12 protein-coding genes are annotated in these 16253 nt (G+C 41.8%); 1 reads left to right on the forward strand and 11 read right to left on the reverse strand.

Annotated elements, in window-relative coordinates:
- Positions 1–240: 240 nt before the first annotated feature.
- Entirely contained in the window at positions 241–2097 is a 1857-nt protein-coding gene (locus E5342_RS08045; protein ID WP_135959161.1) for a glycoside hydrolase family 2 TIM barrel-domain containing protein, read from the forward strand.
- Between the two features lie 93 nt (positions 2098–2190).
- Here the strand turns inward: E5342_RS08045 and E5342_RS08050 are convergent, their stop codons facing one another.
- The 11 genes from E5342_RS08050 to E5342_RS08100 all read right to left on the reverse strand — a co-directional run bounded on the left by E5342_RS08050 (position 2191) and on the right by E5342_RS08100 (position 16249).
- Positions 2191–3225 carry a YrzE family protein gene (locus E5342_RS08050; RefSeq protein WP_121736034.1) on the reverse strand — a complete coding sequence of 345 codons (1035 nt, stop codon included), beginning with the start codon at positions 3223–3225 and terminating at the stop codon, positions 2191–2193.
- A gap of 98 nt (positions 3226–3323) precedes the next feature.
- The gene (locus E5342_RS08055) at positions 3324–3620 is read right to left on the reverse strand and encodes a YtxH domain-containing protein (protein WP_121736035.1); all 297 of its coding nucleotides are present in this window, start codon (positions 3618–3620) and stop codon (positions 3324–3326) included.
- A gap of 70 nt (positions 3621–3690) precedes the next feature.
- Complete coding sequence (locus E5342_RS08060; RefSeq protein ID WP_121736036.1) at positions 3691–4851, reverse strand: OmpA family protein; 1161 nt, start codon at positions 4849–4851, stop codon at positions 3691–3693.
- 35 nt (positions 4852–4886) lie between these two features.
- Entirely contained in the window at positions 4887–5390 is a 504-nt protein-coding gene (locus tag E5342_RS08065; RefSeq protein WP_121736037.1) for an outer membrane protein, read from the reverse strand.
- Positions 5391–5764: 374 nt separating this feature from the next.
- Complete coding sequence (locus E5342_RS08070; RefSeq protein WP_121736038.1) at positions 5765–6268, reverse strand: lipid-binding protein; 504 nt, start codon at positions 6266–6268, stop codon at positions 5765–5767.
- A gap of 13 nt (positions 6269–6281) precedes the next feature.
- Complete coding sequence (locus E5342_RS08075) at positions 6282–6986, reverse strand: BT_2262 family domain-containing protein (protein WP_121736039.1); 705 nt, start codon at positions 6984–6986, stop codon at positions 6282–6284.
- A gap of 21 nt (positions 6987–7007) precedes the next feature.
- Complete coding sequence (locus E5342_RS08080; protein WP_121736040.1) at positions 7008–8519, reverse strand: SusD/RagB family nutrient-binding outer membrane lipoprotein; 1512 nt, start codon at positions 8517–8519, stop codon at positions 7008–7010.
- Between the two features lie 20 nt (positions 8520–8539).
- Positions 8540–11755, reverse strand: coding sequence for a SusC/RagA family TonB-linked outer membrane protein (locus tag E5342_RS08085; RefSeq protein ID WP_246867077.1), 3216 nt, complete (start codon positions 11753–11755; stop codon positions 8540–8542).
- A 915-nt stretch (positions 11756–12670) separates the two neighbouring features.
- Positions 12671–13588, reverse strand: a complete 918-nt coding sequence (locus E5342_RS08090; protein ID WP_121736041.1) for an endonuclease/exonuclease/phosphatase family protein — start codon at positions 13586–13588, stop codon at positions 12671–12673.
- A gap of 37 nt (positions 13589–13625) precedes the next feature.
- Positions 13626–14468 (reverse strand): endonuclease/exonuclease/phosphatase family protein, encoded by an 843-nt coding sequence (locus E5342_RS08095; RefSeq protein WP_135959162.1) that lies wholly within the window; start codon positions 14466–14468, stop codon positions 13626–13628.
- Between the two features lie 17 nt (positions 14469–14485).
- Positions 14486–16249, reverse strand: coding sequence for a RagB/SusD family nutrient uptake outer membrane protein (locus E5342_RS08100; RefSeq protein WP_135959163.1), 1764 nt, complete (start codon positions 16247–16249; stop codon positions 14486–14488).
- Positions 16250–16253: the final 4 nt, after the last annotated feature.

Here is a 16253-nt window from a genome sequence, read left to right on the forward strand (position 1 = left end):
TCAAAATGCCCAAATATACAGGTTTTAAATCAAATGCAGTACTACTTATTTATCCAAAGGACATACAGACTTCTCTGTTCGACGACAGCGAACGATCGTTCGTCACCATCGAATAATCGTTCAGTGGCACCGAACGATCATTCGCCTACACTGAATAGAGAATAGATATAGCCTTTCAAGAATTTGTCTGATAATATTCAAATTTTTACTTTTGTATTCATTATAATACAATCATACATCATGAAACAAAAATTAAACATTACGACATTTTTACTATTTTGTTGCATCACCGCTTTATGGTCTATCCCACGTCCCGAATACCCTCGTCCACAATTCGAACGCATGGATTGGGTAAATTTGAACGGAGAATGGACTTGCTCATTCGATTTCGGAGGTACCGGAATGGAACGGGAATTCTATAAATCGAACGGTTTTGACCAAAAGATCACAGTGCCCTTCTGCCCGGAAAGTCAGTTATCCGGCGTAAAATACACGGATTTCATTCAGCATTTCTGGTATCAACGTCCTATCACGATCCCACAAGAATGGAATGGAAAGAATATAAGACTTAATTTTGGAGCTGTTTATTATAAGTCGGAAGTATACATCGATGGAGTCCTGGCCAATCGCCATTTTGGCGGCACCTCTTCTTTCGCGGTAGATATCACGTCCTTGGTAACACCGGGAAAGACACATAGCCTGGTCGTATATGTAGAAAGTGACCTGCGAAGCGCAAAACAACCGGCAGGAAAACAAAACCTACAATTTGAATCTTACGCCTGTAATTATACCCGAACCACGGGTATCTGGCAAACGGTTTGGATGGAGGCTGTCCATCCGGAAGGACTGCAATCCGTGCAGTTGCTGACAGATATAGATCAACAACAATTGGTTGTGCGTCCTCGTTTCTATAAGGAACTAGGAGGTAAATTGCAGGTAACGGTAAAAGATAACGGTAAAGTAGTAGCTAGCCAAACTATTACGGCAAGCTCCTTATCTTCTGCTATTCTACCCATCAAGAAAATGAAAACATGGAGTCCGGAAAACCCTTTTTTGTATGACTTGGAATACAAAGTAATAGACAAGAACGGAAAGGTAGTAGATGAGGTAAGAAGCTATACCGGTATGCGTAAGGTACATATCGAAGGCAATAAGATTTATCTGAACAACAAACCTTATTACCAACGCCTGGTACTTGATCAGGGATTCTATCCCGATGGGATTTGGACGGCTCCTAGCGATGAGGCGTTAAAGCATGACATCGAACTCTCCATGGCGGCCGGCTTTAATGGCGCCCGCCTCCATCAGAAAGTATTTGAGGAACGTTTCTATTATTGGGCAGATAAGATGGGCTATCTTACATGGGGGGAAGCTTCCAGTTGGGGTATGGATTGCAATGATACGGAAACCGCCCGGAATTTCATAACTGAATGGACCGAAATCGTAGAACGTGACCGTAACCATCCTTCGCTTCTTATCTGGACACCTACAAACGAGGAGTTCTGGCCTGATCGCGTACAATATCCGCGCCTGATGCACGACCTGTATAACCTAACGAAAATGATCGACCCGACACGTCCTTTCCACGGTACCAGCGGTGGTGTACACATCGCTACCGATATCTGGACAATCCACAATTACGAGCAAAACCCGGAAGAATTGAAAAAGCAACTGTATAATAACGGCAAACTATTTGTCGCCCCAAAATGGGAAATACAATTGATGCCGAAAAATATCGGTTTCAACGGCCTGAAATATACAGACCAATACCAATTCCCGGAATATAAAAAAGATATGCCTTATTTAGTTGATGAGTTTGGCGGTATAAAATGGAACCCGTCACAACAGATGGAAAGTGCCCAAAATACATCTTGGGGATATGGAGAGCCACCTCATTCTTTAGAAGAGTTTTACAAACGTTTGGAGGGCCAAGTCAACGCTGTCCTATCCCTTTCGAAGGATATCTGGGGATATTGTTATACACAGTTGACTGATGTGGAGCAAGAGCAAAACGGTATCTATTATTATGACCGTACGCCAAAATTCGACATGAAGCGTATTCACGATATCTTCAGCCAAACCCCGAAGGTAGAATAATATCACGATCTTAGTACGAGTGACAGTCAGTATGTAACAACCAAATTTTATCAGGGGCGTACCCACGTGGATACGTCCCTTAATTTTTACAGATTACATATCAATCTTTCTCTGTGTCATTTTACTACCGTAGGCTCCAGCCCAACTACATAGGGCAGCAGCTATCAATATAGCAAAGAAAGATATGAGAGCCGACCGGGCAGCGGCATCCGTAGCCTTATCCGCAGCCTCTAATGTCTTTTGTTTCACTTCTTGCCATTCTTGAGTAGCTTTTTGCAAGTTTTGTTCTAAATTACGGATTTGTTTATCAGCCTCTGTCGTAGCTTTACGCAAGATCTCCGTATATTGCTTAACGGCCTTATCCGCTTCCGCCTTCGACATATTCGTATTATTAGCTAAAGCCTTAGCCAAATCATTTTGATCTATATTTTTTGTCAGGCTGTTCGCTTGCTCTTTTAATCGTCCTAAGAAATTCTTAAAAATCTCATCCGCTTCTTCCGGATTGGCGATCGCTTTTTTCACGGTTTTACCGAAGTCGGTCTTAACACCGTCTAATTGTTTTTGCAAATAATCCGGTTGTAACTCTTTCACCTTGCTCTTCACGAGGGCCGTACGGATATCTTTCGGTATTTCCCCGTCTTTCAAATCGACCTTGAAATCAATTTCACCAAATATATCCTTAGCCTGATCTGACAATGCGGAGACACCGCCACCCACAATCGAACCAGCGCCAGAGAGAGCTCCGCCAGCAACAGAAGAAGCGGCACCCAATGCATTCATCGTAAGTTTCGCAGCCCCTACAGTGAGTAAAACGCCCAAGGAGGCTCCCACGATAAGTGTTGTAGCCCAAACTAGAAAACCATGGATCAAACCATCTATCCCAGCCAGCTTACCAGCAATAAATCCACCAGCCACCATACTAACTACCAAAGCGATAGCCGTACCTATGCCGACTGTAGTTCCTACACCCGAAGTAGGATTGTCTGCCAAAGGATCAAACAGGAACAAACTGATGCTGGAACTCAACATCGATAAAAGGATAGAGACAGCCAGCACCGTTACCACACCCCCAAATACACTACCCCAAGAAACTCTTTTGCTTAAATCAGTTAAACTAAATCGTGTCATAACACATTATTTTAAATCATTTACGAATCTTATTCTTTAAGAAAAAGAGACCATCTTCAGTTATGGCGAAGATGGTCTCTTCCATCAAAATCAAAAGATTATCTCTTCAGATTATTTGCGTAAGCATGTGTCTTATTTTTCACATCATCCGCTTTCTCCGCTACGTCATTAGCCCCTTCGGCTACTTTATCAGCTACTTTTACACCTGCATCCACCACCTTTTCCTTTGCGACCTCCATCATGTCATCCGTATGATTTCCAACATGGTGTAAAGTTTCACATACTTTATCTTTTAGCTGTCTATACTTTGGGGTTTGCGAGAAACGATAAGCTAAAATACCAACGATTGAACCTAATCCAAGGCCCAGCAAAAATTTTGAACTTCCAGTTTTCATAATCTTATAAATTTAATAAATGAACAATATTTATCTTTATCTCAAAAGTTTAATAAATAATACACAATGACTATTCCACATAAAGAATCACAGCACGATTCCATTCTGGTTTATCGAAAGGCGGTTCTTTATCACCGACCCATTCAACAATCACTCTATCCTGACTGATATTATAATCATTAATCAAAATCCGAGCTACATTTTGTGCCCTTTCAGCCGAAAGTTTCTCGTTGATCTTGCTTGTTCCGGTCTTTTGGTCCGTATATCCGATCACTCGAACCTTAAACTGCGGGTTGTCCTTCAAATATTGCGCAATATTATAAATATTAACACCTTGATAAGTATCTACTTTCGTTTGGTTAATTTTGAATAGTACAACATTATTTATCAAAGGATTCTCCTCGAACTCCACCACCTTCTCGGTAATGACTTGCGGTTCCGGACAATCTACCGGACGTTTAGCCAATTCTTGATTCTGGGCATACAATTCATTGATACGATTATTTAACTCGTCAATCTCTTGCGGATTTCTCAAATCAGCCTCTTTAAAAGTAGCTGTTTTACCAATGTTAAAGATCAAACCTGCTGATGCGGTGCCTAAGACATCGTAATTTCCACTACTCTTGACCTGGTTGAACTCGCTTTTCACGGCAGTAGCAGCGAACTCAACATATAAAGTCACACGGTCTGAAAGCTTGAAGTTATTGATAATACCCGCATTAAGAGTCATACCATTTACCCGAGTACGTCCTGCGGCATACGTCGGCTGATTCGTATAGTCCCATCCGAAAGCCCATCCGAAACCTACGTAAGGAACGAAGCTATAAACACGGTCAGGATTATATTTCATGAAATAATCCGTCATGCTCCACATCAAATCGGCCTGTATCGTGGCATGCTTATTGCGCGACATGATACTCGCATTGTCATTAAAGGTATGCAAGTTAGTAAGACCGGCAGCTTTAATACGAGTCCCTAAATACGGGTTGATCCATTTTCCTATTTGAACTTCAGGTGCCACCGTAAATCGATGGAAAAAATCAGCATCGCTATTCCTGTCACCAAAATAAATATTAGCGCCCGCACCCGCTCCAATGAACCAATTGTCCCCAAATCCATTATTAATAAACGTCGCTTTATGAGCGGGTTCCGTACTCTGTCCCTCTTTCACTTGGGCAAAAGATGTCTGCATGATGCTACATAGCACCACAATAAACAAATATTTTTTCATGATTGAATTGTTTTAAGTGATACAAAAGGCCAGGATTAAAAACGATATCCCCAACCGAAGGCAATGACAGACGAGTTGTCTTTGCCGAAAACATACTTATATTCGACATTCAAGAAATTCCGGGGATTGATATTATAGGTTAATCCCCCTCCTACATTAAAGCCGAAATTAGTAGAACTATTAGAGTCCAATGTCACTTCTCCCTCTTCCCCTTTTATGGTTCGTTTTCCCTGAAAATTATTTTGCAAGTTGAAACCTGCTAAAGGATAGAGCGACAATTGATCTTCAGAAAGGTCAAACACATAATGCGCATTGACGTTTACATCCAATCCTGTTGTTTTATCCTTTGGAAAGAAAAACATCAAATCTGGAGCTAAACGTACATGATTTGTCAGGTTATACCTTCCTTGAGCCCCCAACATTACACGCTTAAAATCAGTCTGATAACCAAAATTTCCCAAGAGTGAAAATTCCCCCTTTTGGGCAAAAGCCCCCATAGATGTTATCAGCAAAAATACTATAAAAAGAATTTTTTTCATTTGAATAAATTTTAATTATACATATCAAAAAACTTTCCTTTTTCGATTAAACTCATGCACAAAAAATCTATTATTGCAATAAAGATTTCATATTTAATCTAATAACATCAACCTTTTTTATTTTGTTGATACCAAATAATACGAAAATCTATACTCTAAGTTTTTTTCATATTCATTTGCAATTATCACCAGTTCAAAAAGGATTGATTTTAATAGGGGATGAGAAAAAGTGAGGCAAAAACGTGATAAAATAAATAAGATCAAAACGTCAATAAAAAAACCGGAGCTAGTATCCCTACTTGCTCCGGTTGCTTTTAGTGTGTCCTGTTAAAATATATTGATTGACTTATGTCTTTCTAAATGGCTTTTATACATTAATCGTCAACAGCGAGTCCCGTATAACGATATCCAGAAACCTTATATCGCATATCGGGTTCGTCATCACTAAATGACACATAATATACTATACTATCCGCTGGAGTTCCATGAGGTGTCGTAGCAGCCTCCAACAAAATTTTACCTCCATCAATCGTCACATCACAACCTTCGTACGATTCATTAGGCATGGCACCATTTGTCGCAAATGTCATCGCATTAACATCTGAGCTGACCCGAACCTTGAAATCCCAAAAGTTTTTCAGATCATCCACATACATCTCAGCCTGCGTATCAGCAGCCGTATTATAGGTATTCATGTGGATATGCCCCAATCCAAAGCAATCCTCGGCCACCACATTACCGCCTTCATCTACCGCATCCACCGTCACATACCATTCACCGGCAAGCGCTTCGGTAGCCGTACCACCGATTTCGTCTTTCTCGCAACCTACCAATACGAATACCAGCAGGGAAAATAGCCATACAATATGTTTATTCATAATTCCTATTCGTTTATTTATTCATTACTACATAGAATGTCATCTGTCCCGCATAATCGATATACCAAGAGATCTGTCCTGTTTCCGGATCATACTTACCTTCTCTCATGCTATCCATAGAATCGCCCCAACCAGCAACGAGGCTGCTGAGTGGTTCAATCGTATTGTCGGCATTCAATTTAAAATAACCTTTCATAGCATATGACGCACCATAAGCCGCACCTTGGTCATACCATCCACCCAAGAAATCGGATATCGCAAATATACCCGGAGCCACTTGATCCACCGATATACTGAAATCTCCTTTGAATGGAGCTTGCGCACCATTCATATCCCGATAACTAACACTCGCATCCACCGTATATGAACCAGATGCATCTGCCGTGATAGCCGGATCATAAACGATCACCGTGCGTTTAGCCGAGCTAGAAAATCCATCCGCATTCGCAGCCGAATAAGATACGGAATAAAGACCGATCTTACTGGCATCCACATTACTATCGACAATCACCGAAGCGGTCACGTCTTCTTCCCCTTCCTTGGCAATGACACCGGGATCAGCAAAAGAGCTGCCAACCGGTACCAACATAGGATCATCGCCATTCATCTCAAAGTTCACATAATAGGTCACCTTCGTCAGACCTTCTGTCGTTTTCTCGCAGCCCCACAAACCGACAAGACCGCAAAAAAGCAATAAACTATAAATTACCTTTTTCATAAATGTCTCTTTTTAATTTGATTATTTACCCCAGAATACCGGTGCCGTATACCCCGGAAATGCCGGCGTATTCTCATTACGGGAGGATGAGCTTTCAGCATACGGATAACGTTCTAACAATTTATTCGCACCTACTTCGCCAAATACTTGGATCGGGGTGTACAACGTACCAGGCACATACTTAGAAACATTGTATGATTCCTGATTACCTTCGGTATAGAAATCGCTGCCCTTAGCTGTGCCGAACGTTGGATAATCCAAACGACGCATTTCACACCAAGCCTCGAACGGATTGACACCTGAAAGCGCTACCCACTTGGCCAAACCAATACTCTTCTTATAGTTGGAAGCCTCGAACGGATAACGGGCTATGTAATCAACTGCCCCATCCACATTGGCAGAAGCAAACGATGCCTCGATTGCGGCCGCATAATGAGCCTGGGCATCCGCAGCCGATCCGTAACGTGCATAATATTCAGCCTTAAAGAATTCGATCTCCGATACAGTGATCAAGTAAACCGGCATATCAAAAGTAGCCACCGGACGGCACCAATCTTGTAGTTTACTCGTAGACTTCGGATAGTTGGTACCCGAGATACCACCGACATATTCTCCAGCCTTGTTTTTTTCGAAAAACGCAGACAAGCGCGGATCCTCATATTCAATAGCTCCTTCGCTGTTCTTTACCTGCATCGTACCGATAATAGCCAAGTTGGCCGCAATATTGGTCTGCGTAGATCCCCAAGTCGTTGCAAACTCTTCCGAATAAAATGGGTTCATCTGTCCCGGCTCATTCTTCCAACAACCTTTATAAGAGACATCAGAAGTAGGGAAGTTGTTTTCCGCAATCAAAGCTGCCACCTCAGAGCGTACGTCTTTGACATTAGACATGCGCATAAGCATTTTCAGCTTCAACGCATTGGCGAATTGTATCCATTTATCAGCCGTCGAAGACGGAAAGAGGAAGTTAGTACAGACGATATTCGCTGGAGATACCTTTTCCAATGCCGCATCGATTTCAGCGATCACGCCCTCATAAACAGTTTGCCCTTCATCATACTTCGGGGTCGGGAAGTTTTCCAAGTCCAACGCTTCCGTATAGGGCACTTCACCATAGCAGTCCACCAAAGCTTCGTAAATGAACGCACGCAAAACCGTACCGGCCAAGTAAGTACCCCAGTCTTCATCTTCTGTGGCTTTAGCCAACAATGTTTTCAAGTTCTGTAAACCTTTTTGGTTAAACTGCGTATAGGTACCGCTACTGCGGGTTGCCGACATATTGAACTTCGAATAATCCAAATAGTTGCTCGTACCGAACAGATGAGCATACTGCTGGGCATGGAAACCGCCGGCGATACGCAGAAAGTTACCGTAACTGGAAGCCGTATTCATCTCGATGGCAGGCATCAACATAAATGTCTCGATGTTTTCTTCTGCAGGCGAATTTGGATCAGTATTGATATCCAAATAGCTGTTGCAAGAAGTAAAGCTCACACCTAAAAGTAGTGCTGATGCTAATAATATCTTTTTCATATCTTATTTTCTCCTTGTTTTTAGAATTTAACACTCAGGTTACATCCGAATACGCGGCAAGACGGGTTGGTATAAAGCTCACCAAATTGCGTAGCCAAATCACCATAAGAAGACTGTGATACGGTAGTTGATTCCGGATCAACATAACGGTTGTCTGATGCGGTCCAAGTAAACACATTGTTACAGAACGCCGTGATAGCCAAATTACTCAATGACATCTTACGTACCCACCGCTTCGGGACATTCCAAGTCAAACTAATGTTACGCAATTTGACGAATGAACGATCCATCAAATAGGCCTCTCCGCCATCACCATATCCATAATCATTGAAATAGGTCTGATAACTGCCATTACCCAGATAGATAGGAGTCGTGTTTTCAGAATAATTACCATCACCATTATCAACAACCGAATTCGGGATAATGAACGGACGGCGATCGTTGTAAGTCGTAACCACACCGTTACCGGTAAACTGCATCAAGTTCTTTGTACGTGAGAACATATAACCACCACTACGGATATCCAAAGCCGCGCTCAACGTGAAATCCTTGTAAGTAAGAGCCGTATTGATACCACCAGTCCAATCATAATTCATGTTCTTTCCGGTATCTTCAACCGACGTACCTAAAACAGGATAACCATTCGCATCTACAATTGGCTTTCCATCGGCTGTTTTCTTTGGTAAATAAGTATAGAACTGTCCCATCGGCTTACCTTCTTCCGCATACATATAAATCGCATCATTACCGGCGGAGAAATTATAAATAGAAACTTTTCCACCTTCCAAGCTCTCAGGTAATGAAAGCACCTTATTGTTGTTTTTCGAGAAATTGAAACTCAAGTCCCAACGAAAATTCTTGGTCTGTACCGGAATCGTATTGATAACCAACTCGACACCCTTGTTGCTGACTTCACCAAAATTAGTCACCATATAGCTGAAACCTGTTGAAGGATCGGTCGGAAGAGTAAAAATCTGGTCTTTCGTCTTACGATCGTAATAAGCGGCATCGATACCGAAACGTCCATTAAAGAATTGTAAATTCATACCTACCTCAAACTCGGAAGTCATTTCCGGACGCAGCGTGTTGCTCCCCTTCGTATTGGAAGCCATAAAAGCATTCACCCCGTTCATTGGGAACTTAGATACATCACTGCCATAATAACCATGCGCCGTACCTTGCACATAAGTAAGTCCGGTACGATAAGGAGAAGCGTCATTACCGGTCTTACCGTAAGCCAAACGGGCTTTACCAAAGGTAAGAATTTCATTTTCAGGGATCAATCGGGTAAAGATCCAGCTTAATGTAGCACCTGGATAGAAGAAGCTATTGTTGTCGATCGGCAACGTAGACGACCAATCGTTACGGGCCGTCAAGTTCAAGTAAATCATATCGTCCCATCCAAAAGTCACATCACCGAAAAGACCAACCAAACGGCGTTTCTGTTGGGATTCCTCCAAAGTTGTCTTTGTTGAACCGTTGCTCAAATCCCAAAAGCCGGTATAGAAAGATAAATCATCGGTCTGACCGGTCATACGCGTATTACCGCGCTCATTCATGTTCACACCGACATTTACGTTAACGTCCAACTTATTATCCAAGAAACGTTTAGCATAGTTGGCTAAGAAGTCATGGTTCAACTCGTAATAACGACCATAGCTCGCATAAACATAACCACTCTGGTTCATATTGGAAGGAGCGTATCCATAATCCTCGTCGATCAAGGCGTCATCCAAGTTAATTTGCGGAGAACCTACCTTACGATCGTAATCCGTATAGTCGAAACCCATACGATAAGAAAGCTTCAATTCCTTAATTGGATTCACGTCCAACTGCACTTTACCATAGATCTGTTTCGATGCCGTATGGTTATAGTTATTTTCCAACGCCCAATACGGATTAGTGATACCGTAAGGGGTAAAGTAAGCCTCCGGAGTATTGAACGGAGAACTAGTATCTTTCATGTCCACAATAGAGATATCACGCGGCAACTCTAGTACACCATCAATCACGGATGTACCTTGGAAACTACCCACGGCATCCGTCTGGCTGCGTGCGAAGTTGACAGACGATGACACCTTCAACCAGTCTGTCGCTTGGTAACCGCCACGGAAGGCCACCGTATTACGTTCGTACGTATCATAGTCGTCCGGCATGATACCATCATCATTCGTATAAGAATAAGACAGGTAATAATCCATCTTGCTATCGTTAGAGACGCCACTCAAAGAGATCGTATGATTCTGAGACCAACCCGGATCGAAGAAATCTTTCAAGTTGTTTTTCTTAGCGCTGTACTCATGAATTAATTGTTGGTTATTCCAGATCGGACCATATACCTGCATCGAACCATCCAAACGGGGGCCCCAAGAACCATTCTCAATAAAAGTCTGCGCGCCGTTCCATCCTTGTCCGAATGAGTTCTGCAATTCCGGCAAGTAAGAAACCACACGTGACTGCACGTTGCCACTATAACTGATCGAGAAATTACGTCCGTCACCCTTCTTTCCAGACTTCGTTGTTATTACGATCACGCCATTAGCGGCACGGCTACCATATAGAGCAGTCGCGGCCGCACCTTTTAATACGGTCATCGAAGCGATATCTTCTGAAGCTACACTCGAGATACCTCCAGTCGATACGTTCTTACCACTGCCGGAAACCATATTATTCTGCAAAGGCACACCATCCACAACATAAAGCGGCTGATTACTACCGTTGATAGAACTAAAACCACGAATCACAACATTACTAACCGAACCCGGATCAGCAGAGGTTGAACTAACAGACAAACCGGCTACTTTACCGGAAAGGGCATCAGCCACATTTGTCGTACGCGAACTGATGATATCATCAGCCTTTACCGTCGTAGCAGAATAACCTAAGGTCTTTTCAGATCGAGTGATGCCCATCGCTGTAACTACCACTTCTTCCAGTTTCTGGGTATCCGACTGCAAGAGAACTTTGACGACCGGCTTTACAGCCATCTCCTGCGTATTCATGCCGACATACGAGATTTGCAATATTTTCCCTTCCTGCGGCACATCCAGAGAGAACTTACCATCAAAATCTGTTACCGTACCAATCGTTGTCCCCTTGACAATGATTGATGCACCAATAACCGGCTGCCCATCATCTGCGCTAGTGACAGTTCCCGTCACCTTCACATTCTGCGCAACCACTGTACACATACTGATAATAAGGCACAGTAAGGTAAAAGTTAACTTTTTCATCATAGACATTAAATTTTATAACATAATTACAATTTTTATTTACAAGCGACAAAATACATCTAAGTCTCCGAGGAACTATAGTAAAAACACCAATCGAATCAATGCCCTCTCGTTAAAACTCTAAAATATTTTCAGCAAATATACTAATATTTATTTTAAAAACGCAAGTTATAGTAATAATACGTAACATATATATAGACAGAGCTAATTTTATAAAAACGTAAATCATCTCCTCTATGTCATGCGCCACTCATAAACGGCTTGGCTTCGTCAGGAAATATTATAAATAAAAAATAAGATTTCCCTTTTCTTGTCATTACCAACTAAACCATTGATAATCAATATCAATAAAACCACAGTCTGCTTCCCTTATATGGAACAAATCTTCTCACTCTGTATTTACATTGAAAGCTTTTCCATCCTTTTTGGAATATATCTGACTTATTATAGTGTCATCACCTTTAACAAAAAGTTAATATTTAATTTATTTTCAACAACACTAATTAAATATATTTACATATTTACATTCTCCTTTTGTAGCTGTTTCATATCTTGAAAAATCATTAGAAAGAGGCAAATATTACGTATTTGGGGTATGCCTTGACAAAAACAGGGAAAAGTAATTTGGGAATAAGAACATAGTTCCTCGGAGACTTGAACAATAAAATATACAAACGAAGGCTCATAAACGCATAAAAATACAGCCACATCAAATAGGACACATATGCGCCCCCTATACAATTGAGCCTTCCTTTTGGATAAAAGTATTATGGGCAGTAGTTTGTCTATTTATATGATATAATCTTTCCACCTATGTGATACGATCTTTTCACAAGTATGAAAAGATCGTATCACATAGGTGGAAAGATCTCTTCACAGATATGAAAAGATCAGATTATGCGATGCTTGCTTATACTATCATTTCACTTCTACCACAATCATTACAGGAAAATGATCAGATGGTGTACGGGCAACATATTTCTGCCTGGAAACTTCTTTGGGGAAATTAGCGCTCTGCTCTTTCTCCGCACTTTCTTTCGCTCTCGAACGGTATGTATCCGTCAAGACACCATACTTTTTTACATCAAACTCTTTCGTAAGGAATAAATGATCGATACGACTATCCGTTTTGCGGTCCGCATGGAAACCATTAAATGTGCCGTTGGGTACATATCGGAAATCCGCTATCTGATAAGAATCCCGCATAATACCGGAATTATCCAACAGTAGATAAGATTCATTGTGTTGATCCACATTAAAGTCTCCTGTCAAGATAGCCGGTAACTTCTCTGGAAATTCCTTCACTTTCTTAAGGATAAGTTTAGCACTTTCCGCACGGGCTTGTACCCCTACATGATCCATATGTAAGTTAAAAAACAAGAAAGTAAAACCAGTTTGCCTATCCCGAAATTTACCCCATGTGCAAATACGGGGAAGAACGGCATCCCATCCCTTATTGGGGCGATCGGTTATCGTAGACAACCAAAAATCCCCATGATCCAGCACCTCAAACTTCTCCTTACGATAGAATATGGCGGAGTATTCCCCGGCTTGCTTACCATCATCACGTCCTACCCCGATATAATCATAACCGGGCATCGCATTCTTAAGATCTTGCAATTGATGATACTTACCTTCTTGAGTTCCGAAAATATCAAAACCGTGAAACTGTATCAACTGAGCGATGTACGGATAACGTTGCCCCCAACCATTACCATTTGTCGAGTCACCCGCATTTGCGTTACGCAAATTATAAGTAGCGACCACCATAGACTCCGCCTGCAACACAAACACGGAGCAAAGGACAAATAAGAAAGAATAAATTAGCTTCTTCATATCTTTACAATTATATAAAACATTCTAATCCGTAAACTTAAAATTCAGCCTCAATCATAATCGGGAAATGGTCTGAAGGAAAATGACCGTATTGGAACTCATTCAACGTACCATATTTATTCACGTGAATATTCTTGGTAACGAAAATGTAGTCAATTCGATTCTTCATCGGAGCATTCGAATTAAATTGATTTGTCGTTCCTACCGTCCCATAGGGCGGTGTTTTTGAGATTTCCCGTGAGTCCAACAGTAAACCATCGGATTTCAGTATTTGTATAGGCTCAGAATCCGGCGTACCATTAAAATCACCTACACAGATAGCAGGGGAATCCCCCGCTATCTTTTTAATATTAGCCAACATTATCAAAGCAGACTCATGACGGGCCACCTTACCGATATGGTCAAAATGAACGCTGAAGAAATAAAATTCCTTTCCCGAAACCTTATCCTTCAACTTCGCCCAAGAACAAACCCTCCGGCATTGCGCATCCCAGCCAAAAGAAGGCTTATCCTGTGTCTCCGACAGCCAGTAATTTCCCGAGTCCAATAATTTAAACCGATCTTTCTTAAATAAGACCGCGGCATGTTCTCCAGCCTCTTTTCCATCATCCCGGCCTACACCGACATACGTGTACGTACCATCTTTCACTAAATCTTGTACTTGGTGAATCAATCCTTCTTGAATTCCAAAGACATCAAAGTCATGAAAATGTACCAACGACACGGCCATATCCTTCCGATGCGTCCAAGAATCATCCTTATCTCCGTCATTATCATATCGCAGGTTAAAACTACCCACGTTCAACTGACATTTCTGCTGCCCGAATATTCCGGAGCAGAAGCTAAATAAGGAAATAAATACTATAACTAGATTTCTCATACTATTCTTACTTTTAATTACCAACCCGGATTCTGTTTCAAATCAGGATTCTTCTGAATTGCCGCCGCCGGGATCGGATAATAATATTGACGATCATCATCATACCAGATCCTAGGATCGTTATCAGACCAAGTGAGGTTTCCATATGTACCCTGTGTCAACCCTTGTTGGGTATCATCCCCTACTGATATCGGCGTACAACTAGCCGGTAAATTCTCCGGTTTACTACCGATATAGAACACGACATCCATTGTACCGTCATGGTCAAGATCCATCGGTTCATTCAATTTCGGGACATAAATACCCGTCCAACGCATAGTCATCAATTTACCTAACTTCCAACGCTTGATATCCGAGAAACGGAATCCCTCCAAAGCAAGTTCAATAGAACGTTCCCTGCGGATTTCCAATAAGACGGGATCTGAGATATTAGGGAAATAAGTATTCTGAAGATAAGTATCCACCTTCACCGGCTTAGCATTTAATCCTCCCGTAATACCGGCGCGGGCACGTAAAGCTCCAACTGTCTTGCTCCAATCCTGATCACTCAATGTACCCAATTCCGCTTTGGCCTCCGCATAATTCAACAGCACCTCCGCATAACGGAAAAGAGGTATAGCGTTTGTATTCAAGGCCCCAGCGTCATAATGAGTAGCATCCAACGTATACTTAATCGGCTGATAACCGGTAAATGTATAGCCATTGAAATTCGGAGCGGCAGGTTCCCCGTCTCTCTGATAACCCGGAGTACGAATTGTTTGCGCTAAACGCATATCACGATCTTGGCATTCATCATAGAACAACATTGTCTCATATCCCGGACGATCCGTAAATGGAGTTCCATCGATACTCAAAAATGTGTTGACAAACGTACGAGTCATGCTAAAACGAGAGCCGTAGGTACCCGATGTCCACCACCAATTCGCATCACCTAGTTTACCTAGAGTTACGTCACAACAGCTAGCAAGCATTACTTCGCTCGTGATCGGCGTATCACTGATGAATATAGCACGCATCGAACCATCTGTTCCCGCACCTGTATATAAAGAATGACCAGATTCTGCCATCACGGTTTCAGCAGCGTTAACAGCCTCTTGGAACCACTTATTCGCTGTATCGGCCAATCCCAATTCCGTATGATACTTACGAAAAGAACCTTCAAACAGGCAAATACGGGATTTCAAAGCGTAAGCCACCCACTTCGTCACCAAAGATCCCGTACCATCACTCGCACGAGTAATATGTTCGCACGCAAAATCCAAGTCTTCCAAAACTTTGTCCATCACGAATGTTCTGGGATCACGCTCATCATACAGCTTCTCGTCATCAATACTCAACGATTTATCTACCCAAGGCACATCTCCAAAACGGAGTACTTTCTCATAATAGAAATAAGCACGGAAAAAGCGGGCCAATCCGATATAATTATCACGTACGGACTCATCTAGCTGATCACTCACGCAATTCTCAATGAAATAATTCAAATTACGTAAGTTTTTCCAATCATCGGAAGACCAGCCCGTAGCGACCTCAGCCGAATAAGCCCCATCTCTCAAAAAAGAATCGAAACTTGTTACCGCACCATAATCACACATCGCATCTTTCTTATACCCATTACTGATAGAAGGCAAAATATCATAAAAGGAATAAGAATATGTCTGAAGTCCTTTTTCATTATTAAATATAGATTCCTTGTCTATTTCCGATTTTGGAGACTCATCCATCGAACAAGCACCCAATAACAAGCAAGCCGATATAAAAGAATATACTAGTTTTTTCATGTCT

It is taken from the genome of Parabacteroides distasonis (assembly GCF_004793765.1).
In the GTDB taxonomy this organism is placed as follows: domain Bacteria; phylum Bacteroidota; class Bacteroidia; order Bacteroidales; family Tannerellaceae; genus Parabacteroides; species Parabacteroides distasonis_A.